Here is a 22,710-nt window from a genome sequence, read left to right on the forward strand (position 1 = left end):
GCCGTCACGTCGCTCAGGGCGATGCCCTGGGCGGTCAGCAGCGCGCAGAACAGGCAGCTACTGAGCGGGACTTGCCGCGTTCCCGGCCGCCGCCGGCGAACCCGTCGTCGAGGTCTGCCGGCCCAAGCGGCCCGCGGTTCGCGGCGGCCGCAAGACCGACATACTCGACGCCGTGCGCGCGGCCCGCGAGGCCCTGACCTCCGAACACCCGATCCATCCCCGTCGGCGAGGGGAACGCGAGGCCCTGCGCGTCCTGCTCGCGACCCGTCAGGGTGCCGTCCTGGCCTGCGCCGCCGCGGTCAACCAGCTCGCGGGGGCGTCGAAGCCCGGACCACCGGCGCACTTCACAAACGCCCGGAGCGCAGCGTGCGGGCTTCATGGGCACCGAATCGTCGTGCGAGGCCCGTAGCCCGCAGGGTCTGGACTTCGCCAAGTGACGCTTCCGGCGGGGCAGGCAGGGTTCGGTGACAACGTCGTGGACGACGTCGATGCGTTCCAGGAAGGCGGCTACTCCGGGTGGAGCAACTGTTCCAGCACTGAAGGTAGTTGCTCCTGACACCTCGCGCCGAAGAAGACCTGGGCGGCGTCGTCCGCCTCGTCGGGCGGAGAGCGAACTTCGGCTTCGTGGAGGTTCCGTAGCGCCGGTTCGCCGATGTCCCGGGCTCGATTCGCGTGCCGCGACACGGTGGGGGAGGGAGCGGGGCTTTGAGCGGTGCCGACCACGCGCAGCCCGGCGCCGAATTCGCCGGCCGTGGCGCCCCGCAGGTGCTCGACGCCCGGGAAGGTGGTCTACAGGAGCACCGGGACGAGACCGTTGGGAACCGGACCGTGTTCGACCACAACGCTCCCGCGGCGTCCGAACGAGCAACGCCGGGGGCGGATCGTCCGCTCCGGGGCACGCGCAACCGGCCGGGACCGTCCGCAGCGCACGGCGCCGACCACGACGCAAACGCCTGCTCACCCCCGCGGGACGGGTGGATCACGGTACTCGGGTCGCGGCCGTCGCGTCGCATTCGATGAGCCCTGTACAAAAGCCCTGCGGCAGCCGACAGCGCGACCCTTCGCGGTGAATCGGCCGGGACCGATTCGCTTCACGAGACGCGTTCGTGCGCCATACCTTCCGTCTCGCGGAGTGCCACGGCCAAAATGGTGTCCAGTACGTGCCGGGAACCTTCGAGGTGCGTGATCGTCTCCGTGATGCGGGCGCTTTCGCGCCGCAATTCCTCGACGAAGGTCGGGCAGGCGGCGGAAGGCGTCCCGAGTCCGTCCTTGTCGTGCACGCAGTGGATCACCTTGGCGATGACCGCGGTGGGAAGTCCGGCGGCGAGCAGGGCTCGAATGTGGCGCACTCTTGTGACGTCCGCTTCGGTGTACTCGCGGTAGCCGTTGTCCCGTCGGGTCGGTGTGAGCAGCCCCTGTTCCTCGTAGTAGCGCAACAGCCGCTTGCTGACACCGGTTTCGTGTTCCAGATCGCCGATGCGCATCGGTCTCCCTTGACCTTCACACTGATGTGACGCCCTACCGTCGCCAGTATCGCTGATCGTGAAAGGGAGAAACGTCCATGTCAGGTGCAGTGATCATCGGTGCGGGTCCGGGAATCGGCCAGGCGGTGGCACGTCGGTTCGCGGCGGCCGGGCTGCCGGTCGCGTTGATCGCCCGGAGCGGGCCGACGCTGAGGGCTGCGGCCGACGCCGTCGGGGCCGGTGGCGTTCCGGTAGTGACGGTACAGGCCGACAGCACCGACCGGGCCGGGTTGGACGCCGCTCTCGACACGGTCGTCGGCAAGCACGGTGTACCCGACGTCGCGGTGTACAACGCCGCACTCGTCCGGGGGGATTCGCTCGGCGAGTTGTCCGTACAGGGTCACTTGGAGGCGTGGGCGGTCAATGTGGTCGGCGCGCTCAATGCGGCGGCTCACCTCGCGCCGGCCATGGCGGCACGCCGCAGCGGAACGTTCTTGATCACCGGCGGCATGCCCGAACCGAAGCCGCAGTACGTGAGCTTGTCCTTGGGCAAGGCGGGTGTGCGAACCCTGGTCGCCCTGCTTCACCAGCAGTACGGCGGATCCGGAGTGCACGTCGCGAGTATCACCGTCGACGGCCCGGTCGCTCCCGGCACCGACTTCGACCCGGACGACATCGCCGAACACTACTGGCGGCTGCACACCCAACCACCACACCAGTGGGATCACGAAGTCCTGCACGCCGGCCGATCCCGATGACCGGGCGACACGGCATCGGGCGTCCTTGCCGGCCCGCCGCGCGACTGGCAGCAGCCGTTGACCGGGCGTCAACGATCAGAAGACCGTCGTGGCCGTCCTCGTCGGCCGAGTCGTCCTCACCGCGTTCCTGGCCGCCGTCGCCGTCGCAGCCATCTCGTGGCGTCGCCGCCGTGGTTCTGCGCTCCCTGCTCCGCGACCGGCATCGATGCGGAGCCGCCATGGGCTTCGAGGAACTCGGCGTCGGCGAAACGGCATCGGTGGTCGCATCCCGGCGAAGGTGGGCGGGAGTTGCCGCCGCTTCGACAGGGCCGATGGCCCGGACATGGCCGCGCGGCGACCGGCCTTCGTGCGGCGAGCCGGAACGAGGACTGCTCGCTCCGACAGGCGGTGCGGCCGGCGCCGCGATGCAGGCGAGGCGTTCAGCAGGGCACGCGCACGAAAGCCCTCGGTCGTCCGGTCGTTGGTCAGGTCGGGGAGCTGCCACGCCGTGAACGGGGCCCACGATCGCGTGACGGCGGCGGTGGGGACGCGTCGGAGCAGTGCGGGGATTGTGAACGTCTCGATACAACGGTGGCCGTGTTGGTATCGGCGGGATGCGCGGTGGCGGGTTGTCCGTCGGGCGGCGGGGACACGAGACCCGTGCCGAGCGCGTCGGCGGTGTCGCCGGCTCCCGACCCGCCGGTGATCTCCGAGGCCGAGGCCCGGCAGGCCCTGGAGCACTACGACACCGCGCCGATCCCACCGGAGCCGACGGCTTCGGGGGAGGGGCCGTCGGAGGTGGCACGGCGGCGCCGGGGGACGCCGGTTCGCCATGACGGGCGCAACGATCGACCCGATCGCGGAGGGCACGGCATCCCCCGGGACGGGTACGCGCCCGGTGCGACGATCCCGCCCGGGACATCGCCCGACGGGATGCGCGCGGCCGGCATCGATTCCCCGGGCCTGTTGTTGTGGGCGGCGACCGGGGTGTTGATGTTGGTTCTGCCGTTGGGGGCGATGGCGAGTGATCCGTGTGGTTCGGCGGCGGACGGTCTGATCTGCACGGCGAGGGGGCAGGCGTTGTGTTGGCAGATCCCGTGGTTCGGCGGGCCGGTCCTGGCCGTCACCGGGACGGCGGCGATCCTCGCCCGTGTGCGGGCTGTGCGCTACGGCGCGGTCCTCGCGTGGGCCGTCGGTCTGGTCGTGATGGTGGTCTGGGTCGGGGAGATCGCGAACTCCTACCATCCGCGGTAGCCGACGGTCGCCGCCGAGACGAGAGGACCACGGGCGGCCGACGTTTCGCGCACGCCCGCCCCCGGGGTTCGGTTGATTTCGATGCGCACGGCGCGATCCGGGCTGCGATCCCGCACCGATGGCGGTGGATGATCCCCTCGACCATCGACCGCGCATCCGAGAACTTCCTGCCCGGCCGTCCCGTCGGCTTCGGGAGCATCCCCTCGATCAACGACCACCGGGCATCCGAGAGCAACCGAAACCGCGACACGGGACCGAAGTTCCGGCCGGAACGCTCAACCTTTGCCGGACACGCCCCGGGGATCCGGCCAACGGCTTCGGGTCAGGTCCGCTTGCGGCTCGCGATCTCGTCGGAGAGCCGCTGCACGTGGGCGGGGTCCGCGTCCCGGGCGAGGGAGACGTAGTGGTCCATGACGGCCGGCCGGTAGCGCACGGGCAACGTCTGTCCCGAGGCGAGTCGGGTGAGCTCGGTGATCGTGAGGTCTTCGTCCGCGATACCGCGGAACGAGATGCCGTCGGCGGTCTCCACGTCGAACATCAGGACCACGCGTGGACTGCTGTTGACCTCCCGCCAGTCGACGAGAACGCCGAGCGCAAGCGCCCCCGTACGCAGTTCCGCATTGCGCTTCCGCGCATCAACGCTCAGGAGCGGGTTCGGGGCGACGCCCGGGAAGTCGGGCCCGACGCCGAGCGATTCCCGACTCAGGTCGGGCCTGAGCTGCGCCATCAGATCGTCGAGCTTCTTCTTCGAACCGAACATCCCGACCCCTCCCTCACACCGGTGCCGGAATCTCGGCCTGGCGCTTCGCCCCCATCGCGATTGTACGTCGCGGCCATTCCCGACCTCCGTCGCATCGCCCCGTCCCGACGGGGTCGCCGTCTGCGGTCGCGGACGGGCTCGGTCGGTGCACCTGTCTTTCCACCCGATCCCTGCATATTTGTCAGACACGCCTTGGCTGGGTGACGAGGGGTAGGGGTTCGGAGAGTCCTTCGCGGAGTCCGGCCGCGAGGAGCAGACCTTGGACGACGTCGTGGTGGGGCAGGTCGAGGCCGAACGCGCTCTCGGCCGTGCGCAGTTCGCATCCCCGCGCCTGGGTGCCGTCGTCGGGTGGGTGGCCGTCGGGGCGGAGGAGCCCGGCGGCGATCATGTGCGGGAGGAGCCGGTCGGGGTCCGTTCCGAAGCGGTGCCCGGGGGCGTATGCCTCGAAGCCGCACACGATCTCGCCGTCCCGGGCGTGGATCGGGTACGCGACGGGATTGCAGTCGCGGTACACCAGTACCGCCTCGGTGCCGGTCGAGACCGCGGCCAGGACACCGTCCTCGAATCCCCGGCCTCCCGCGGTCTCCACGGCGTAGGCCCATCCGCGCGAGGCGCCGGCCCGGATGGTCTCGACCCCGGTGTCGAAGAAGGTCTCGGTGGCGTCGGCGAGCCCCATCGGCGAGGCCGTCGCCGGATCGCACCCCAGACGGGTCAGCAACTCCAACGGCTCCAGGCCCCGGGCGAACGTGACGCAGCGGTCGGACTCGAACTCGCGGGCCTCACGCAGCCACGCGATGCCGTCCCCAACGCTCATGCCCCCACCCCAGGACCGGCGTGCGACGTCGGAACCCCTGCGGGCGGGGAATGTGTCGCGTGCCCCGGTCGTGAACGACCGGTCCGCGCCGACTCTGCCGTAGCCGGTGAGGACGCCGTCCTCGACCACCCACATCTCGGCGGTCCGTCCTCCGTCCGGGAAGCATCCCCGTCGATGGCCGGTGTCCGCGGCGATGGCGTCGCGCGCCTCGGCCGGTGTCGCGCCCTGGAAGGTGGGAGACCCCGGGCGTCCGTCATAGAGCCGGATGTGGGTCCGCGCATCGAGCCTCCACCGATCCTCATACCGAGGCCCAAGGAGCGACAACGCGGCGTTCGTGGCACACCGCAGGACCGGACACGCCCACCGCTGCGCCGTACCCGATCCCGCAGCCTTGGAGCAGTCCCACTCGCCGGCCGCGTTCATCTCCCGGTCTGCGGCCGATGCCGGACGGGCAGTGCCCACGAGGCCGGCGGGCGAGCGCCCGAGACGTGGTCCGCGCGGCCGGGAGCCCGCAGGTTCTTGCGGACCTTTCGCTCTGGAAGGCAGCCGGGGCCGGTGGCAGTGACCGGTATCCGCGTTGCCGAGCACGACGTGGTACTGCGGGCGTCCAGTTACGACGCGTCTTCGCGGAGGCCGAGTTCGGTGGGCACGTAGGCCGGTTGGGTGTGCGGGCCGTTGCGGAACGCGCGGACGGTCAGGTCGGTCGGGGAGGGGATGCCCAGGGCGCGTGCGGCGGCGACGGCTTGGGCGGGGACGGCGCCGGCGCCCCAGTACACGATCGGTACGCCGAGGGTCCATTCCGCGATTCCGGGCGCGCACTCTTGCGGTTGCCAGCCGATCGCGAACATGCGCCGGGCTCGTTCGGAGCCGGGGTTCGACGCGTCGGGCAACTTGGCGGCGTCGAGCTCGGGGTCCATGACGCTGGTGTAGAGGGAACCCCCGTGCGGGCTGGTCATGAACTGCACGACCTGGCCGTCCGGACCGGCCATGACGACCGCCGAGTCGGCGGCGAGCGTGGTCAGCACCCAGTCGAGGCGGCGCTGTAGATCGTCCCACTCGGTGCACTCCGGCGCGCTGCCGAGAGCGCTCGGACGGTCGCCGAACTCCCGCACGGAATAGAGCTCGGTCGGGCCGTCGTCGTCCGCGCCGCGGACCACCACGTCGTCCGGGGGCAGGCGGAGAACGTCGCGGAGGGCTTCGACGACCGCGCGTCCGCGCGCTCCGCGCTCCGAGGCGTCGCTGTACCACCGCCAAGAGAGCGACCAGACGCGTTCCTGGACCGGCATGACCGAGCTCGATACGTGTCGCCACTCCGCTGCGGTGAGCAGCCTTTCCTGTTCCGCGGTGAGCGGGATGCCGTCGCCGGCCCGGATCTCGGCGACGACGAAGTCGTTGAGCCGCGTGAGGGTGACGGACGGACCCGCCTCGGGGGCACCGATGCGGACCCGTGTGTAGTCGGGCTCGCCTTCGTCGCCTACGAGGTGGGCGATATACGGGATTGCGGCATGGTCCGGACGCGACAGCGCGTCCCAGAGGGCGTGTTCCATGGCGGCAGTGTGCCAAAGCAGGCCGACAGACCGCACCGGTCGTCGTGGCGACCAACGGCGATTCGCGTGTTCGCGGAGGTGCCGCATCCGTGCTCGGAGAAGTCTCTGCCCTTCTCCCCGCAGACCCCGTGATCGGGTTCGAACCGTGTACAGCATCAACGAGGGCGTCTGCACGAAGACGGTCCTCCCCTGCCGGCCAGACCATCAAGATCCGTGCCTGTCTCTTGTCCTCGTGGTTGCGGTAAGTGGATGTGCATGCTCGGAATGTCATCACCGTGCGGGAGGGGACGATCGTGGCCGATGCGGGGGCACGTGACAACGCACCGCGGGCTTCGCGTTGGACGCACCGGAGCTGCGGTTGCCGGTGGACCCGTCGGGGGCGGAGCGGCTGCCGGACCTGTCGGATCGACAAGGCCCGGTGCCGTTCGCCTTTCGGTTCCAGGTCCCTATCACCGGCACCGGCGGCATCCTGCCCGCCGACGTCGGCCACGACGAGGACGCGCAGACCGGCGTGTAAGAGGGCCTCCCTCCCAGGGTGTACAACCCCCGGTCGCGCGACAACGCCGAGTCCGGTACCCACGGCATCACCTCGTACCCCGCGACGGCGAGCAATCCTCAGCAGCCACTGCCCCGCGGCGCGGCAAACCTCACGCAACTGCCGCCCGGCAAAGCCCTCGACCCGGGTAGCGCGCCCCTGGACCGCCGGCGACCGAACCCGAAACCCGCGCCGACCCCGACCCATCACCGCGGCGCGGTCCAGCACCCGGATCGCTCAAGCCGCGGGGGAGCGGGGCGGCGGCGGTCAGGTCGCCCGGCACGCCCCGTTGTCGACCCACGCGTGTATGAGATCGCGGTGCGAGGTCCAACCTGCCGGTGCGTTGGGTATCTGCATCGGGACATCCGCCGGATCGCGCCCCGCGTTCTCCACGGTCAGACACACCGGATAGCGCCCGCCGTCCGTCGCGATCGTGAACCGCGCGCCCGCTGTCGTCCCCGAGGCGCCTTCGATCCGCAAGGCCGACCGAGAACCGTTCGGCGAATCGAGCGTGGTCCCCACGAGTGTGGTGTAGTCGATGGACCCGGCGAACCCTTCCAGCACCGACCCACTCGACAACTCCGCCGCGAGCCCGTCCGCTGCCGACCGGACGGAGTCCCGGTCCCACGTCGACCGATCGTGCTGGTTCACCGTCAGTACGCCCAACCCGAAGCCGCACAGCGCGGTCAGGATCCCACAGACCTGGCCCTTCCCGAACGACTCCCCCCAACGCGGCGCGGCCTCCGAGCCGTCACCCGGGCCCGCGAACTTCCGGTACAACCAAGGGAGATCGACCACGCCCAGCAGGAGCGCCAAGCCACCGAGCCCGAAAAAGTACACGGCCGATCCAGGCATGCCACTTCCCCCATCCACCGCCCCGACCACCTCGCCGCGAAGCTACCACCCCACTGGTCGGAGCGCCGAGTTGTCCTCTGCTCGGGGCGAGGGTGGGATACGGAGCCGTTCAGGCCCGCTCCAACCTGGCAACGCCACCCGATCATGAATCCACCCACTTACATGGCCACATGGGCGAACAGCGTCGATGCCCGCTCGGTTCGCGTGGGTACGACGGTGACGGCGACCGTCACGGTGGGCGTCTCGCAGCCGGCGGCCGATGGGGGACTCTCGACGAGTGCCGTGCGGTCGGGTCAAGGGGCCGCTCAGTGGAGCGGGGACGTCCTGCTGGGCGCGGTCGATCTCTCTCTCGACGCCGTTCCCATTGTCCAAGTCGACGCGCTCGACCGGGATGCACCGGGGCGCGACGTGGGCATCGGCGCGTCCTCCGGGAGTCGGCTTCGATCTCGCCGACCCGGACGAGCGACCGGTGCCATGGCCGCGGTTGCGGCTCGGCGACCAGCTCGGCCGGGAGGGTCTCGCGGGGGTCGCGGTCAGGGCCTGGGCCGGGTACGAACCGGTTTGCCAAGGGTAGGAGTTCGGGTAACACGATCGATTGCATCGTGGTCCGACATCCCGATGCGCGGCACGATCGAACGCGATCAACTCGCCGTGCAGTGCCCGGTCCTCGTCCGTCTCCAGGGGGGTCGAGACCCGGAGGATGTCGATGCCGAGCCGGTGGAACCGCAGCGCCGCGGGCCGCAGCGGAACCGGGCGTTCCGACGAAGGCCGTGGTGAGGTTGGCCCGCACGCGGGCCGCCACATCCCCCTACGTCGACGCGTCCGGCCGCTTCCTCCCGGTCACGCAGGACCTGTACCGAGCCGGCATACGCCTCGACTCCTTCGCGCTCCCCGTACCTGGTGACACGGGCGACGATGTCTGCGGGCGAGCCCGCACCCTCGGTGCGGCCGCGTACGAACGTCGCGCGCCGCCGGAATCACAACACCCGTCCGTGTCCCTCCGCCCCCACGTACGAGATCCGAGATCGGAAGACGGACGACCGGTCGTGATCGGGAAGATCCGGCGGACGCCCACGCGTTCATGGGCCGAACGCGACCACGCGGCTCCGCGACCGCTGCCGAAACGGCTCTACCAGGTCTCGGACCGGCACCTGCGACACGTCGGCAAGGACCGTCTGGTCGCGTTCGACGCCTGCCTCTACTCGGTGCCCGCCCGCCGGGTCCGGGCCCGTCGGCTGGTCGAGGTCCGCGCGACGAGGGACACCGTCGAGTTGCACCTGCCCGTCGCCGGCACCGACGGAATCACCCTCCTCGCCTCCCACCTGCGGGCCCCTCGACGTGGCTCGCGCGTCGTGCACCCCCGCCACTGGGACGGCCTGCCCGACGGACACCCGCGCCGTCACCACCGGTGAGCCCGCCCCGCGACCCGCCGACAAGACGGCCGAGGCCGCACCGGGCACGCTCGCCGCCCTGTTGAACCGGGCCGCCGCGGCCCAAGTCGTCGTCGGCCGCCGACCGTTGTCGGTCTACGACCGGGCAGCGGGCACCCGCCCGTTCAACCCCGCACCCACCGACGACAAGGACACCGCGTGAGCGAGTTGGTCACCGCCCGGATCCGTGCCACCGCGATCAGGCTGGGACTGCGCCACCTGGCGCAAGGACTGGACGGATACCTCTCCCGCGCGGACGCCGCGAAGATGGGCTACCTCGACCTCTGGACCTGGTCCTCGAGGAGGAACTCGCCGTTCGTGAGGATGGCCGCTTCCGCGGTGCCCTGCGGTTGTCGAAACTGCCGTACCACAAGACGCTCGACCAGTACGACTTCTCGTTCCAGCCCGATCTGAACCCGCGCGAGATCCGCAACCTCGCCGCGTTGTCCTTCGTCGAGTCCAAGGCGAACGTCGCCCTGCTGGGGCCGCCCGGGGTCGGCAAAACACACATCGCGGTCTCGCTCGCGGTCGCGGCCTGCCGAGCCGGCTGCAGCGTCTACTTCACCACGCTCGACGACATGGTTCGTCAACTCAAGGCCGCCGACGAGATCGGCCGCCTGGCCGTGAACTGCGGACCTACCTGCGACCGAACGTCCTCGTGGTGGACGAGGTCGGCTAGCTGCCCTGGACCGCGACGAGGCCAACCTCGTCTTCCAACCGGTCTCGAAGCGGTACGAGAAGGGCTCCATTTTGCTGACCTCGAACACGAGCTTCGGTGAGTGGGGACAGGTCTTCGGCGACGAAGTCCTCGCCATCGCCATCCTGGACCGCCTCTTGCACCACTGCGATGTCGTGGCCATCAACGGCCCCAGCTACCGCCTCAAGAACCGACTCACCGCCATCGAGGGCCAAGCCGGCGTCGCCTGACTCGTCGAACCGCGCCCACCAGTCAACGAACCACACAGATCACCGGCATCGGTAGGCGCCAGTCTCCCACGAGGTCGATGAGCAGCCGGCGGGACGACGTGCGGACCTCGATCCATCCCGAGTCGGCGAGCAGGGCCTCGCGAGCCCAACGCTCAACGTTCTCCCGGCTGCTCATGCCCTCGAACAGCACACCGATCCTGCGGAGTTCGGCCACGACTTCCCCATCGAGGCGCCCTGCCTCCACGAGACTCGGGACGAGACGATGGGCATGATCGAAGTCCAACGCCAACTCGTCCGTTCCCACGCAATACTCGTCCAGCCAGGCAAGCTGGTCGGCAGGATCCGCGGCGAGCGTGGTCAACGACTCGATCAACAGGCGCCACAAGAAAGAGACATCGGGATTTCGCACAAACGCATCATTGCACCGATTCGAGGTCACATTCGGAGTGAACTCGACTCCCGACGACGTCGATCGAGCCGGACCGACTGAGCACGTTCATTGGCTCTGTCGCTGATCTTGTGACGTTGGAGCCGTTCGATCGTTTCGGATGGGTGTGCTGTTCTGGGGGATGGCAGCGGATTCTGCCTCATTTGACGGACGTCGTGATCGAGTCGGTGCATCGAGACGTGAGCACGGTCGTGCTGCATGCTCGCTCTCGTGGACACTCGGCGCGTTGTCCGCGATGCGGAGTACGGTCGAGTCGGATACACGGCAGGTACGAACGACGGCTCGCGGATGCGCCGTTGGGAGGCTTGCCGGTAGTGATCGTCATGCTGATACGACGGTTCAAATGCCTGACAGCCGAGTGCCCGGCAGTCACCTTCGCGGAGCAGATTCCGGGACTGACCCGGTCGCACGCCCGGCACACGCCGGTACTGCGGGATCAGCTCGGCCGTATCGCGCGGGTGCTGGCAGGACGGCCCGGTGCGAGGCTTGCCCGAAGGCTGGGCATGGCCGCGGCGAAGGACACCCTGCTGAGGTTGTTGCGAGCCACGGCGTTGACCGAACCAGGGCCCGTCCGGGTCCTGGGCATCGACGACTTCGCCCTGCTCAAGGGCCACACGTACGCCACCCTGCTGGTCGATCTGGATGCCCGCCGCCCGATCGACGTGCTGCCCGGCCGCGAAGCCGCCCCGGTGGCCCGCTGGCTGGCCGACCACCCAGAGGTGCAGATCATATGCCGGGACCGTGCCTCCGCTTACGTCGAAGCCGCCCGGCAGGCTGCCCCACAGGCCGTCCAGGTCGCCGACGTCTGGCACCTGTGGAGCAACCTCGCCAAGGCCGTGGAGAAGACCATCACCAGCCACTACGGCTGCATCCGCACAGCCCACCAGGCGACGCACCAGTCCGGAGAACGACAGCCACCGGCGGAACCGGACGGCATGCTCGACGTCCGCGGCCGGCCCCGCCGAATCGTCGCCACCATCCGTGAACGCCACCGTGCCGTCCAGGAACTCCTTTCCCAGGGCCGATCTCTGCGCGGCATCAGCCGAGACCTGGACCTGGACTACTACGCCGTCCGGCGATACGCCCGAGCTGCGGATGTCGACGAGCTGCTGGTGAAGGTCACCCAGCGCCGAACCCTGCTGGACGACTACAAGCCCTATATCTACGAACGGTTCGTACAGGGCTGCCGCAATGCCAGCCAGCTCTTCCGCGAAGTGCGCGACCAGGGCTTCCGGGGTGATCGGAGCGTGGTCAACTCCTACGTCCGCCTGCTGAAGCAGGGCACCGTCACGGCACCGCCGCCTCCAGCGCTGCCGAAGCCCAGGCGGGCTCTGCGGTGGATCATGACCCGCCCCGAGCACCTTCGCCCCGAGGAAGCAGTCGGTCTCAAGGAGATCCGGGCAGTCTGCCCCGAACTCGACGCCGCCGTTGACCACGTCCGAGCCTTCGGCTCGCTCATGCACGAACACCGTGGCGATGATCTCGACGAATGGATCGAGCAGGTCAGAAAGAACGACTTGCCGGCCTTGCGACAGTTCGCCGACGGCCTTCTCCATGACTGGGAGGCCGTCGTGGCGGGCCTGTCGAGCACGTGGAGCTCCGGCCAGGTCGAAGGCCAGGTGACCAGGGTCAAGCTCCTCAAACGCGCCGGCTATGGCCGGCCCAAGCTGGACCTCCTCCGCACCCGTATCCTCCTTCAGTCTTGAGACAGGTAGGAGCCCACCGGCATCCCCAAGCGAGGAAAATCATCTCGTGGACGACCTTCTGAAGTTCCTTCACGCCCGTAACGAGGCGGACAACCATGCCTATGCCTACGTGGCCCACTGCTTCGGAGGTGACGCCCTCCTCGACAGTCACCTGCCGATGCTCGACTTGGTCGACATGCTGGCGCGCGACTACGAGGGCATGGATCCCTCCGATACCCGCTTCGCCGGACTCGGGTACGCCCTCCGCGTGCTCACACAGTCGTACGCCGAACACCCCGACTACCGCGAGGAGTGGCGACCCAGGACACCTGAGCCAACAGCAGGACCCTGAGCGTCACAAAATCAGCGACAGAGCCCGTTCATTCGTACGTCGTTGAGCAGATAGACCAGTACGCCGACAGGATCCGGAGTCGCGCGGTCGCGGTGCCTCCCTGGGCGTGGCTACCGCATACGCCCGTGCCCTAACGCCGTGGATACGAGCGCCCGCCCGGATGGTCGGGCTACCAGCGGGCGGCTTTGTCATTGGCGTATCGGTTCGCTCGTTCCTCCTCGTCGAAGTCGTCAGGGGACCCGGTCTTTGCCTTGATCTCGCGCGCTGACTCGCTTCTTTCGTGTGCCTCTTCCGTGCACCCACAGATGTAGGCCGGTGGGGGCTTGCGCCGAGACCCCTCGCGGGCGGTGAGTCTGGGGTCGCTGGCGACCAACTCCGCGCGCATGGCCCGCAGTCGGGTTTTTGAGGGTTCCGGGACCCCGCAGCCGTCGAGGAAGATGTCCAGGTGCCGCGCGCTGGGTGAGCGGGTCCCGTCGAGGATGAGCCGCAGGGTGTTGCGGGGCAGACCCCCACTGGGTTCTCCAGAGTCCGCAGGGAGTGTCGGCGGGACTTGTGGATTCTTCAGGTCGGCGGCCACCTGCCGCGAGACGTCCGGGGTTTGCTCCCGATCGGCGGTCTCCCATAGGCGCGTTGCTTCTTCGGGGTCGGCGAGGTTACGATCGCAGGCCCGCGCGAAGGCCTCGACGACATTCCGGCTGGGAACCCGATTCCCCGAGGCTGCACGCACGAAGGTGGTCTCGCCGTAGGCGCGGCCGCACGTTCGCGACCGTGCGGTCAACTGCCTGAAAGTCATCCCGGGATCCGCCTGTTGCTCGTGCAACCACCGGACCAACGCCTTCGACGCCGGACCCGCCCCTTTGGGGATTTCCTTCTGACGGCGCCTCATGACCGTCACCCCCTTACCGGGATGGGGAAACGGGCGGCGAGGACGGGCCGGGGGCAGACCACCGCAGTGCCGACGAAGGCGACGCCGGCGACGAGACCGAGCGCGATTTTCGGTGTCAGGCCCGAGGCGGTGAGGACGGCAGCCGCGACGATGATGACGATGACAACCAGGGCATCCGGGAAGGACAGCCCCGAGGGGACAGGGAGTCGGCGAACAGGCCGTCGGGATATGGCGGTGCCAGGGCACTGCGGAACTTCGGTGGTGAGGGGCGCGTGTGCCCGAAGCGTCGGTGGCGCGAGATACCGCGCCCGGAAGCGTTCCCGGGTTCGCGGGCCCGGTCTGCGCTGGTGAAATCGATGATGCCAGCGCCATCACGGGCGACGCCACCTGCCGGTCCCCGAGCGTCCCCGGACGTACTTTTCGAGCGCGACCACGACAGGCCATCGACCTGGCCAACAAATCGGTTTTCATTCGCGCCCGACCCTGGCGAAAAGCACGGGAGCGTGAATCGGGATCGGCTGGCCGCGATCACGAAGGCCGGTTCCCACTCCTGGGGACCGGGCCCGCGTGGTGCGAACCGTCGCCGGCCCCGCCGCAGCGCCGAGGCCGACGATCCGCAGCTCGTAGCGCCTTGGCGGCATCGTTGACCAGCCACCCATGAAGCGTGGGCAGGCGCCCGGTGGTCCAGGCCGGACGAAGCAGAGCGCAGTGTCGATGACCAGGGCAGCGGCCTGCCGGACCTACGGTTCGTGGATGGACGTGTGGAATCTGGTTTTCGCTGTTATCGCAGCGGTTGCTGCCTTGCGGCGGCCCGTTGGGGCTGGATTGATCGCCCCCAGCACGGGTGGAGCATTCACAGGACGAAAGACCCGGAGGTGGACGAGGAGACCGAAGAGGGCACGAGGGTCCACCGGAGAGCCAAGGCGACGTTCGAGGCGCGCGCGGTTGGGACTGCCGTTGTGCACAACGTGGAGGTCAGAGTTCCCGGCGCTCTGGCGGTGAAGTCGTCGTCCTCATCCTTGTTTGAGGCACGGGATGAGCGCTGGCTCGGAGACAATCAAACTGGATGTTTGGTCTTCGGGAGCGTCGGAGCCGAAGGTCTACGTCGAGATCGTATGGACCGTCTGCGTCCATACCGAGCATGCGGCATGCGCATTGATGCTGAGTCTTTGGACTGGGAAGTCTGGCGGTGGGGCTGGCTGTGCTTCTGCCCACGCCGGCGGCCAGGGGGTGGATGGTGGACGGCCCGGCCCGTCCGTATGGCGGGGAGGTGGGTGCCATTGCGTCGGCGGCCAAGGGTCGAGATCCCGGAGACGGCATAGAGACAGGCGTGACGACGGTCCGTGCAACTCACCGCTGGACGACCCCGCCAGCCTCGCCCATGGGTTGGAGACGTCGCCGCCGTGCTTGTTGAGGGGCATGGACACACAAGGGGCTGCTTGGGGGTGGGTGCGGCGTGGGCCCGCGCGGGAGGGTCGGCGGGCGGTGACGTTCGCCCTGGAGGGAGCCGCTGGTTGCCCCTGCAGCAGAATGAGCGGCTGCGGCGGGTGCGCTGCGTGTATTCGGTGTGCGTTTCCCTGTCGGAGGAATCCTTGCGCTCGTTCGCGGTCTTTGTTCTGGGCGCCGTTGCGCTGTTGGTGGCCGGGTGTTCATCCGGCGGACACGATGCGGCGGATCGAGGGACTGCGTCCGCGAGTTCGGCCGTCGGTGCGACCAGCGCGGCGAATGGGGCTGCAGCCCCGCCTGGGGGCACGGCGCCGGACGAGGTTGCTCGGATCATGCGTATCGGGATCGAGCGCGTGCGTGCGGCCTCGTCGTTGCGCATGGTCAACACAGCCGAGACCGAAGGCGGTTCGCCGTCCGTGATCGACTCGCGCATCGTCACCGGCAAGGGCAGCCACACCAGGTCACGGCAGGACGGCTTCTCGATGGAGCAGATCGTGATCGGCGAGGACGTCTTCACCCGCAACGGTGGTGCGTCGTGGGAACACGGTCGGGTCGACCCCGCCAAGCGGTCGGCGGGGGCCAACCAGGCCAACGAGATGCCGAAACTGGCGCAGCCGATCTACGAACTGGCCGCCCGCCCGGAGACACTGACGGTCGTGGATGCGATCGAGATCGACGGCGTGCGCTGTTTCGGTGTGCAGGGTGGGTCGATGGTTGCCTATTTCACGCCGGGTGACGCGGGATACCTGCGGCGCTGGACGAACCGGACCGCGAGCTCGCGCATCACGGTCGACATCACCGAACTGGACAAGCCCATCGACCTGAAGCCCCCGCTCGATTGAGCAGATCCTGTGGTGGAGCATGATGATCTGTGTTGTCGGGGCCCTGGCGCGGTTGTGCCGAACCGGTGTCGCGGGCGCGGCGGTTCCCGCGGCGTCTCCCGATTTCCTGTCGTGTTTTCCCGTCCGGTTCCTCACAACTTTCGGGTCGGGTTGAGGGGCCCTACGTTTTCCGGACAGCTTGGCTGTTTTCTGTTCTATGCCGCGAGTTCCAAATCCCGGTCTGGATGCAGGACTTCGTGGGGCGTGCGATAGCCGATTCCCGAGTGGAGGCGTCGGCGGATGTAGAAGCCCTCGATGTATCGGACGACTTCGCCGCGTGCTTTTGCGCGTGTGGTGAAGATGTAACGGTGGAGCCATTCGTTCTTCAGGGCTCCAAAGAACGACTCGGCCATGGCGTTGTCCCAGCAGACGCCGGTGTGGCCGACGGATTGCCTCATCCCGTGACCGGCGAGTGCCCTCGCGAACTCTTCGGAGGTGTGGTTGCTGCCTCGATCGGAATGGAAGACGGCGTCCGGTTCGATGCATATCCGTTGCGCGGCCATGTCCAGGGCCGACGATATCAGGGAGGTCTTGAAGTGGTCGGCCATGGCCCGACCGACGACTGCCCTGCTGTGGCAGTCGATGACCGTGGCCAGGTAGAGGAATCCTTCCCACGTGGGGATGTAGGTGATTTCGCCGACGAGTTTGGCGCCGATCCGGTCGGCGTCGAAGTCGCGTGCGACCAGATCGGGGATCCGCGGATGGGATCCGTCGCCGAGTGTGGTCACCGGCCGCCACGGGCGCGGTTGGCAGGCCACCAGGCCGAGTTCGCGCGTTGTGCTGGTCACGGGCTTTTGCCCTGGTCGCAGGGCCGGAGCGTGTCTACCGTCCGGGTGCCCGGCGAGCAGCACCTCGTCCTCCCCGTCCTCTCGGGCCAGATGGACTCGCGCTCCGGCCAAGCCGACGACCTGCCACCACCCGTCGCGAAAGCACACCTGCGCGCCGACCGCCACGACCGGCCGCCCACTCCGCTCCACCTCGTTCATCCCGCGTCTCCCCGCCGATCGGCACACGGTGTGTCCTCGTCACCGACGACCTCCTCGTCCGACCCACCGCCACGAATGTCGTTTCCGCCGCCGGAAGGATCACCCGGACCGACCAGGACGCGTTCGTGCAGCGGCTCGTCCAACGGCGCCGTCAATCGCCCGTGCCACAAGGCATGAAGGACACAAGGGAGAACTTCGAGCGAGTCGCCGACCACCTCGATGCCTTCGATCAGTGGCCGCTCTCGTGTGAACGCCTCGAACACCGAGGCCATCAGCCCCGGGCGGTCCCGGTTGCAGGGGTGTCGATACCCGGCCGGCCGGCGCACGTTCGCCGCCGACACCAGATCCGGTGGCTCGAGCCGCCGATACGACCAGCCGACCTGCGCACACGCCCCGGCCATCACCGCCTCAGCCTGCAGGGCCCGTTCACCGCCCGCGTCGGCGCGACTGGGGCAGTCGGCCGGCAGCGCGGTGCCACCCGCGTACCGGACGAAGAGCGGCGGCACCCACGAGCGTGCACGCCCGTCCACCGCGTCGCGCCACCACAGCCGCACGGGCACGCCCCGCCAAACCCACCACCCGCGGATCACGGTCCAACACCATCAACCGGTCGCGCATCGCGTTCGACCCCGCGGACACGTGCCGCCCCGTGGTCGACGACCACCACAGCCCCGGCCCCCACCGCCGTCCCGGCACCACCGGGAACGCCGACACCGGATCCAGGTCCTCGAACGCCGGTGGACAACCGCCGAGCACCGGACCGCCGGCCCCCGATGCGCAGGTAGTCCCCGATCCGCAACGTGTGAGCCAACCGCGGCCACGTACGCCCCACCACACAACCACCCCCTCGGCATGCCAGGCCGGACTGTGGCACGAAGAAGATCCTTCCCCGCGGGAACACTTTGCGCGACGGGTTCGCCAACTCTCGTCGGAGGCGGCCCATTCCGGTGCTCGGATCACGGAGCGGACGCGCGGCCGCAGCTGACGCATGCAGTAGTCGGCGTGGGCACCCGCGAAATCGGGTGGGAGGCCGGGGGAGGAGTGGGACGATTCAGTGGTGGCTCGTGTTCCCCATGTTGGGCGGCCCGACGCGTACGTGCAGCGCGTGCGCCGGTACTCACCCTCCTCCCTGCTCCCGTTGGTGGCCGCCGCCGGCGCCGCGTACGCCTACCCGAACTCTTGGCTGGGCAACCGGCGCGTCCCCTACCGGCCGTGGGCGCTCGCGGACGTCGCTCGCGTGTCGGCGTGCCTCGGCAACGAGCACCGCAGTCCGGCGACCGAGGAGGATCTACGCGACATCCTCGCCTACTGCCTCAACCAGGACGACCAGTTCCGACACGACACCCCAGACGAGTGCCTCGCTCCGTTCCTGCCGCGGCCGAGCGCTGAGCAACTGGTGTGGCAGCACGACGGCTGGGCCGAACCAGCGCGCAGCTCAGCCCTGTTCGAGCACACGACACCCACCCGGCCGCCGACGGTGATTCGCCCCGGCTGGGACCAGGCAGTGCGCGGCTGCTCCCTGGCCGAATTCGCCGGCACCGCGCAAAGCTGATCCCCCGTGGGTTCGCGATTTCTGAAACGCGCATCGAGCGGAACCCGGGGGCTGAGCAGCGTAATCCGTAGCCCGTGTCCGTGGGTTCGGGGCTCGCACCGCAAGTTCGGTCAGTTGCCCCGTGGGGCGTACATGATGACGCCGACCCCGGCCAGGCAGATCAACGCGCCGATGACGTCGTATCGGTCGGGATGGTAGCCGTCCAGGGCCATGCCCAGGCGAGCGATCCGGCGACGAACACCCCGCCGTAAGCGGCGAGGATGCGCCCGAACTCGGCTGCCCTTGGTACTCCGTCGGAGCAGCTCGGACCGGTGATCACCATTGCACGGGCATCCGGCAACTCAGCGGAGGTGTGGCAGCGGATCTGGCTCATGCCTGCGCCCACGCCACTGCAGCCGGCTGCGGCGACCTTGCGCCGGCCGGCATGCGCGCTTAATGTGTTCCGCATCGTGCAACATATGTGTCGCTGAATGATACGTTGTGGCCTCTGGTTGCCAGCGGTACGCCGCGCTGTTGCGGTTCGATGAGCGGAGGAAGCAGCACATGAGCGGGTGGACGACGATTCCGACGGCGAGCGGGCCCATGCGTGTGTACGTGGCCCGTCCGGAGGGCGTGGCGGACCGGGCTGTGGTGGTGCTGCAGGAGGCCTTCGGGGTCAACGAGCACATCCAGGACGTCGCGGAGCGGTTCGCGCAGCGCGGTTACCTGGCGGTCGCGCCGGACCTGTTCCACCGCAATGGGGTGGGGACGCTCGCGTACGAGCAGCATGCCGAGGCGATGCCGCTGATCGGGGCGATCGGGCCGGACGCGATCACCGAGGACGTGGCGGCGGTGCTCGCCCACCTGCGGGTCGAGGAAGGCATGGCCGCCGACAGGACCGCGGTCGTGGGATTCTGCTTCGGCGGTCGGGCCGCGTTCACCGCGGCCGCGACGATCCCGGGCTTGGCGGCGAGCGTGGTCTTCTACGGGCCTGGGATCGCGGCGGGGCCGCACGCGGTGCTCGATCGAGCGAAGGCCGTCGACGCGCCGATGCTGCTGCACGTGGGCTCCGCGGACCCGACCATTCCGGCTGAGCAGGTTGCCGCGATCGATGCGGAGCTGCGTTCTGCGGAAGTCGATTTCGCCCAGCACGTGTACGACGGCGCGGGGCATGCGTTCGCCTGTGACGCCCGGCCGCACATGTACCGGCAGGACGCGTCCGACACGGCTTGGGAGCGCACCTACAGCTTCCTGGAGGAGCGCCTGCCCCGGTCCTCCGGCTGACCGAGGCGTCGGCGCCGGATAACCCCACCAGTGCGGAACGGCCGGGTGCCACTGGGGCTTTCGCAGGGGCGCGTCCGCCCGACCCCGGCCGTTCCGCTCCCACCTGCCACAGTGAGGAGCACCGCCCTATGACCGTCACCACCGCCGCGGTGGCCCATCCGGGCCACCGCGATTTCGTTTGGGAGGACGTGACGCTGAGCGACCCTCGACCGGACGAAGTCCTCGTCCGCATGGTCGCGTTCGGCATATGCCACACGGACCTGTCGGCATTGGCCGGTCGGCTGCCGGTGCCGCTGCCGGCCGTGCTCGGGCATGAAGGCGCCGGGGTCGTCGAGGCCGTCGGCGCCGCGGTCACGCATGTGCGAGCCGGTGACCGGGTCGTGTTGTCGTTCACCTCGTGCGGCGACTGCCGAGGTTGCCGGACCGGGCGGCCGACGCAGTGCACCAGCTTCTTCGTCCAGAACTTCGGCGCAGCGCGGGCGGACGGCACCACTCCCGTGGCGGCCGCGGACGGCTCGGCCGTCGGCGGCCTGTTCTTCGGGCAGTCGTCCATGGCCCGCCATGCCGTCGTGTCCGGCCACAGTGTCGTCAGGGTCGACGTCGCCGACGACGATGAACTGGCGCTCCTCGCGCCCATCGGATGCGGGATCCAGACCGGCGCGGGGGCGGTTCTCAACGTGCTCCGTCCCGCACCGGGCGACACCGTTGCGGTGTTCGGTGCCGGTGCGGTCGGCCTGTCCGCCGTGATGGCGGCCGCGCTCACCGGAGCGAGCCGGATCCTCGCGTTGGACCGGGTTCCTGCACGCCTTGCCCTGGCCGCCGAACTGGGCGCCACCGACACCGTCCTCGCGGCGGAGCCTGCCGTCTTGAAGAAGACGCTCGCCGATCTCACCGACGGCGCGGGGCTCGCTTTCGTCGTGGAGACCACCGGCGTGCCCGCCCTGCTGGAGCTGGGCGCTGAGGTCCTCGCCCCGTACGGGACGGTGGCGGTGATCGGCGCTCCGGCGGCCGGTAGCCGTGCTTCCTTCGAGGTCAACAGCCTCATCGAAGGCCGGGCGATCCGCGGCGTCACGGAAGGCGCGAGCGACCGTGTCACGTTCATTCCCGCACTGATCGACCTGTTCCGGCAGGGGCGTCTGCCCTACGACCGGCTGATCCGCTTCTACCCGCCCGAGCGCCTGGCCGACGCGGTCGAGGACGCCCGGACCGGAGCGACCGTCAAGCCCGTCATCCGGTTCGACGACCGCGGCCTGGACGCCGACGACACCCGTGAGGAAACCCCGTGACCGCGCAGCTCCAGCCGCATGCCCGCAACCTCGTCGACGGCCACTGGCGCGACGAGGACGCCGTCGGCCACTCGTACGACCCGGCGACCGGCGCGGTGCTCGGCACGTTCGCCGACGGCGGTGCGGCCACCGCCCGCGCGGCCATCGACGCCGCCCGTCGCGCGTTCGTTTCCGGTTCCTGGGCGCGGGATCGCGATCTGCGGGCGCGTGCGCTGCTCGAACTGGCCGATCGGATGGCGGAGCGGCGCGACGAGCTGGTCGCATCGTTGGCCCGGGAGAACGGCAAGCGGCTCCCCGAGGCGGCGATGGAGGTCGACGGGGCGATCCCGAAGCTGCGCTACAACGCCGCGCTCGCGCTCACCGACGCCGGCCGCGCGCTGGAGGCGCGGCCCGGGATGTACTCGATGACGCTGCATCAGCCGTTGGGGGTGGCGGCGGTGATCGTGCCGTGGAACTCGCCGGTGATCCTGGCGATACGCTCCCTCGCTCCGGCGCTCGCCGCCGGGTGCACGGTGGCCATGAAGATGCCTGCGCAGACCGCGCTGACCAACGGCCTGCTGTACGAGATCTTCGCTGCCACGCGGTCGCTGCCGCCGGGCGTGGTCAACGCGTTCACCGAGTCCGGCAACGAAGGCGCGCCGCTGCTGGTCTCCGACCCGGGCACCGATGTGGTGAGCTACACGGGGAGCACCGCAGTGGGCCGGGCGATCATGGGGCAGGCGGCGACGCGGCTCAAGCCGGTCTCTCTCGAACTGGGCGGCAAGAGCCCGATGATCGTGTTCGACGACGCCGACTTGGACGCCGCGGTGCCGGTGCTGACCGCCGCGGTCACCACGTTCGCCGGGCAGTTCTGCATGGCGGGCAGCCGAGTCCTGGCGCAGCGCGGCATCGCCGACGAACTGCGCGCCCGGCTCAGCGCCGCCCTCGAGGACGTGGTCGTCGGTCCGTCGGCCGATCCGACCACCGGGATGGGACCGGTCATCGACCGCGCGCAGGCGCTGCGCTTGGACCGGCTGGTCGAGGACGCCGCGGCGTACGGCAGGGTCCTGGTGCGCGGGGGCCTTGTCCATCGCGGCGCGGACGCCAAGGACGCACTGTTCCGGCCCGCGCTGGTCGAGGTCGCCGACACCGCGGCGCCGCTGGTGCAGCAGGAGGCATTCGGTCCGGTCGCGACCTTCGAGGTCTTCGACGACGAGGCCGACGCCGTCCTGCGGGCCAACGCCACCGAGTACGGGCTTGCGGCATCGGTCTGGACCCGGGACGTCGACCGTCCCTTGCGCGTCGCGCGCGAGATCGACGCCGGGACGGTGTGGACGAACGGCTGGGCCGTCGTCCACGACCAGACGGAGGAGGGCGGCTTCAAGCAAAGCGGCGTCGGGCGTCTCAACGGGCCGCGCGCGCTGGCCGAGTTCCAGGAGATCAAGCACTTCGCACACAACATCTGAGCGTCCCCGCACGAGCCGGCATGCAGCCGAGGCCCGGTCGGAGATCATCCGGCCGGGCCTCGGCGTTTCCGTCCGGAGCCGCTGGGCGTCGGACGTGCCGAGGGCCCGCAGCACGGCATGCGCTGCGGGCCCTCGGTCCGCCCGGGGCCGGGGCGCGA

At 69.5% G+C, this 22,710-nt stretch carries 21 protein-coding genes and 2 pseudogenes; 12 read left to right on the top strand and 11 right to left on the bottom strand.

Features of this window, described 5'->3' with window-relative positions; translation table 11 throughout:
• Positions 1-34: 34 nt before the first annotated feature.
• Entirely contained in the window at positions 35-379 is a 345-nt protein-coding gene (locus ACZOOI_RS44360) for a hypothetical protein (protein ID WP_465282493.1), read from the bottom strand.
• 712 nt (positions 380-1,091) lie between these two features.
• Positions 1,092-1,484, bottom strand: coding sequence for a MerR family transcriptional regulator (locus ACZOOI_RS44365; RefSeq protein WP_465282494.1), 393 nt, complete (start codon positions 1,482-1,484; stop codon positions 1,092-1,094).
• A gap of 77 nt (positions 1,485-1,561) precedes the next feature.
• On the opposite strand from ACZOOI_RS44365, the gene ACZOOI_RS44370 reads away from it, so the two are divergent.
• Together ACZOOI_RS44370 and ACZOOI_RS44375 are read left to right on the top strand one after the other, a co-directional pair.
• Complete coding sequence (locus ACZOOI_RS44370) at positions 1,562-2,221, top strand: SDR family NAD(P)-dependent oxidoreductase (protein WP_465282495.1); 660 nt, start codon at positions 1,562-1,564, stop codon at positions 2,219-2,221.
• A 639-nt stretch (positions 2,222-2,860) separates the two neighbouring features.
• Complete coding sequence (locus ACZOOI_RS44375) at positions 2,861-3,454, top strand: hypothetical protein (protein ID WP_465282496.1); 594 nt, start codon at positions 2,861-2,863, stop codon at positions 3,452-3,454.
• A gap of 322 nt (positions 3,455-3,776) precedes the next feature.
• Here ACZOOI_RS44375 and ACZOOI_RS44380 read toward each other — a convergent pair whose 3' ends face one another.
• The 3 genes from ACZOOI_RS44380 to ACZOOI_RS44390 form a co-directional block, all read right to left on the bottom strand.
• A complete protein-coding gene (locus tag ACZOOI_RS44380; RefSeq protein ID WP_465282497.1) occupies positions 3,777-4,214 on the bottom strand; it encodes a hypothetical protein in 438 nt (145 codons plus the stop codon).
• A 181-nt stretch (positions 4,215-4,395) separates the two neighbouring features.
• Positions 4,396-5,028, bottom strand: a complete 633-nt coding sequence (locus ACZOOI_RS44385; RefSeq protein ID WP_465282498.1) for a DUF6461 domain-containing protein — start codon at positions 5,026-5,028, stop codon at positions 4,396-4,398.
• A 611-nt stretch (positions 5,029-5,639) separates the two neighbouring features.
• The gene (locus ACZOOI_RS44390; protein WP_465282499.1) at positions 5,640-6,575 is read right to left on the bottom strand and encodes a TY-Chap domain-containing protein; all 936 of its coding nucleotides are present in this window, start codon (positions 6,573-6,575) and stop codon (positions 5,640-5,642) included.
• A 337-nt stretch (positions 6,576-6,912) separates the two neighbouring features.
• Here ACZOOI_RS44390 and ACZOOI_RS44395 point away from each other — a divergent pair, with 337 nt between their 5' ends.
• Positions 6,913-7,092, top strand: a complete 180-nt coding sequence (locus ACZOOI_RS44395; protein ID WP_465282500.1) for a hypothetical protein — start codon at positions 6,913-6,915, stop codon at positions 7,090-7,092.
• 285 nt (positions 7,093-7,377) lie between these two features.
• Here ACZOOI_RS44395 and ACZOOI_RS44400 read toward each other — a convergent pair whose 3' ends face one another.
• Entirely contained in the window at positions 7,378-7,950 is a 573-nt protein-coding gene (locus ACZOOI_RS44400) for a hypothetical protein (protein WP_465282501.1), read from the bottom strand.
• 1,061 nt (positions 7,951-9,011) lie between these two features.
• Between ACZOOI_RS44400 and ACZOOI_RS44405 the strand changes: the two genes are divergently transcribed.
• Both ACZOOI_RS44405 and istB read left to right on the top strand, forming a co-directional pair.
• The gene (locus ACZOOI_RS44405) at positions 9,012-9,377 is read left to right on the top strand and encodes a Mu transposase domain-containing protein (RefSeq protein WP_465282502.1); all 366 of its coding nucleotides are present in this window, start codon (positions 9,012-9,014) and stop codon (positions 9,375-9,377) included.
• Positions 9,378-9,554: 177 nt separating this feature from the next.
• Positions 9,555-10,322: pseudogene (gene istB / locus ACZOOI_RS44410) on the top strand (IS21-like element helper ATPase IstB).
• A 22-nt stretch (positions 10,323-10,344) separates the two neighbouring features.
• Here istB and ACZOOI_RS44415 read toward each other — a convergent pair.
• Positions 10,345-10,761: a hypothetical protein gene (locus tag ACZOOI_RS44415; RefSeq protein WP_465282503.1), complete on the bottom strand. Its 417-nt coding sequence runs from the start codon at positions 10,759-10,761 to the stop codon at positions 10,345-10,347.
• A 200-nt stretch (positions 10,762-10,961) separates the two neighbouring features.
• Here ACZOOI_RS44415 and ACZOOI_RS44420 point away from each other — a divergent pair, with 200 nt between their 5' ends.
• The gene (locus ACZOOI_RS44420; protein WP_465284173.1) at positions 10,962-12,476 is read left to right on the top strand and encodes an ISL3 family transposase; all 1,515 of its coding nucleotides are present in this window, start codon (positions 10,962-10,964) and stop codon (positions 12,474-12,476) included.
• Between the two features lie 46 nt (positions 12,477-12,522).
• On the top strand, positions 12,523-12,807 hold the full coding sequence (locus ACZOOI_RS44425) for a DUF6221 family protein (protein ID WP_380015655.1): 285 nt from the start codon (positions 12,523-12,525) through the stop codon (positions 12,805-12,807).
• A gap of 169 nt (positions 12,808-12,976) precedes the next feature.
• On the opposite strand, the gene ACZOOI_RS44430 is transcribed toward ACZOOI_RS44425, so the two are convergent.
• Positions 12,977-13,600 carry a hypothetical protein gene (locus ACZOOI_RS44430; RefSeq protein WP_465282504.1) on the bottom strand — a complete coding sequence of 208 codons (624 nt, stop codon included), beginning with the start codon at positions 13,598-13,600 and terminating at the stop codon, positions 12,977-12,979.
• Positions 13,601-15,207: 1,607 nt separating this feature from the next.
• Here ACZOOI_RS44430 and ACZOOI_RS44435 point away from each other — a divergent pair.
• Positions 15,208-15,981 (top strand): hypothetical protein, encoded by a 774-nt coding sequence (locus ACZOOI_RS44435; protein WP_465282505.1) that lies wholly within the window; start codon positions 15,208-15,210, stop codon positions 15,979-15,981.
• Between the two features lie 194 nt (positions 15,982-16,175).
• Here ACZOOI_RS44435 and ACZOOI_RS44440 read toward each other — a convergent pair whose 3' ends face one another.
• Both ACZOOI_RS44440 and ACZOOI_RS44445 read right to left on the bottom strand, forming a co-directional pair.
• A complete protein-coding gene (locus ACZOOI_RS44440) occupies positions 16,176-17,006 on the bottom strand; it encodes an IS3 family transposase (RefSeq protein ID WP_465282506.1) in 831 nt (276 codons plus the stop codon).
• Positions 17,003-17,566, bottom strand: coding sequence for a TnsA-like heteromeric transposase endonuclease subunit (locus ACZOOI_RS44445; protein WP_465282507.1), 564 nt, complete (start codon positions 17,564-17,566; stop codon positions 17,003-17,005). Before ACZOOI_RS44445 ends, ACZOOI_RS44440 begins: the two co-directional genes overlap by 4 nt.
• A gap of 497 nt (positions 17,567-18,063) precedes the next feature.
• On the opposite strand from ACZOOI_RS44445, the gene ACZOOI_RS44450 reads away from it, so the two are divergent.
• Positions 18,064-18,558 carry a hypothetical protein gene (locus ACZOOI_RS44450; protein WP_465282508.1) on the top strand — a complete coding sequence of 165 codons (495 nt, stop codon included), beginning with the start codon at positions 18,064-18,066 and terminating at the stop codon, positions 18,556-18,558.
• A gap of 110 nt (positions 18,559-18,668) precedes the next feature.
• Here ACZOOI_RS44450 and ACZOOI_RS44455 read toward each other — a convergent pair.
• Positions 18,669-18,835, bottom strand: a pseudogene (locus ACZOOI_RS44455) (YnfA family protein); the annotation flags it as partial.
• Between the two features lie 266 nt (positions 18,836-19,101).
• Between ACZOOI_RS44455 and ACZOOI_RS44460 the strand changes: the two are divergent.
• The 3 genes from ACZOOI_RS44460 (at position 19,102) to ACZOOI_RS44470 (ending at position 22,552) form a co-directional block, all read left to right on the top strand.
• Positions 19,102-19,821, top strand: a complete 720-nt coding sequence (locus tag ACZOOI_RS44460; protein WP_465282509.1) for a dienelactone hydrolase family protein — start codon at positions 19,102-19,104, stop codon at positions 19,819-19,821.
• Between the two features lie 128 nt (positions 19,822-19,949).
• Positions 19,950-21,107 (top strand): NAD(P)-dependent alcohol dehydrogenase, encoded by a 1,158-nt coding sequence (locus tag ACZOOI_RS44465; RefSeq protein ID WP_465282510.1) that lies wholly within the window; start codon positions 19,950-19,952, stop codon positions 21,105-21,107.
• Entirely contained in the window at positions 21,104-22,552 is a 1,449-nt protein-coding gene (locus tag ACZOOI_RS44470; RefSeq protein WP_465282511.1) for an aldehyde dehydrogenase family protein, read from the top strand. Before ACZOOI_RS44465 ends, ACZOOI_RS44470 begins: the two co-directional genes overlap by 4 nt.
• The last annotated feature ends 158 nt before the right edge of the window (positions 22,553-22,710 follow it).

Source organism: Embleya sp. L77 (assembly GCF_055557415.1).

What these genes read in the sequence shown, in the direction of transcription:
- ACZOOI_RS44365 (WP_465282494.1), bottom strand. Translation starts at nt 1,484, where the DNA reads ATGCGCATCGGCGATCTGGAACACGAAACCGGTGTCAGCAAGCGGCTG.
- ACZOOI_RS44440 (WP_465282506.1), bottom strand. Translation starts at nt 17,006, where the DNA reads ATGAACGAGGTGGAGCGGAGTGGGCGGCCGGTCGTGGCGGTCGGCGCG.
- ACZOOI_RS44465 (WP_465282510.1), top strand. Translation starts at nt 19,950, where the DNA reads ATGACCGTCACCACCGCCGCGGTGGCCCATCCGGGCCACCGCGATTTC.
- ACZOOI_RS44385 (WP_465282498.1), bottom strand. Translation starts at nt 5,028, where the DNA reads ATGAGCGTTGGGGACGGCATCGCGTGGCTGCGTGAGGCCCGCGAGTTC.
- ACZOOI_RS44380 (WP_465282497.1), bottom strand. Translation starts at nt 4,214, where the DNA reads ATGTTCGGTTCGAAGAAGAAGCTCGACGATCTGATGGCGCAGCTCAGG.
- ACZOOI_RS44460 (WP_465282509.1), top strand. Translation starts at nt 19,102, where the DNA reads ATGAGCGGGTGGACGACGATTCCGACGGCGAGCGGGCCCATGCGTGTG.
- ACZOOI_RS44430 (WP_465282504.1), bottom strand. Translation starts at nt 13,600, where the DNA reads ATGACTTTCAGGCAGTTGACCGCACGGTCGCGAACGTGCGGCCGCGCC.
- ACZOOI_RS44370 (WP_465282495.1), top strand. Translation starts at nt 1,562, where the DNA reads ATGTCAGGTGCAGTGATCATCGGTGCGGGTCCGGGAATCGGCCAGGCG.
- ACZOOI_RS44360 (WP_465282493.1), bottom strand. Translation starts at nt 379, where the DNA reads ATGAAGCCCGCACGCTGCGCTCCGGGCGTTTGTGAAGTGCGCCGGTGG.
- ACZOOI_RS44390 (WP_465282499.1), bottom strand. Translation starts at nt 6,575, where the DNA reads ATGGAACACGCCCTCTGGGACGCGCTGTCGCGTCCGGACCATGCCGCA.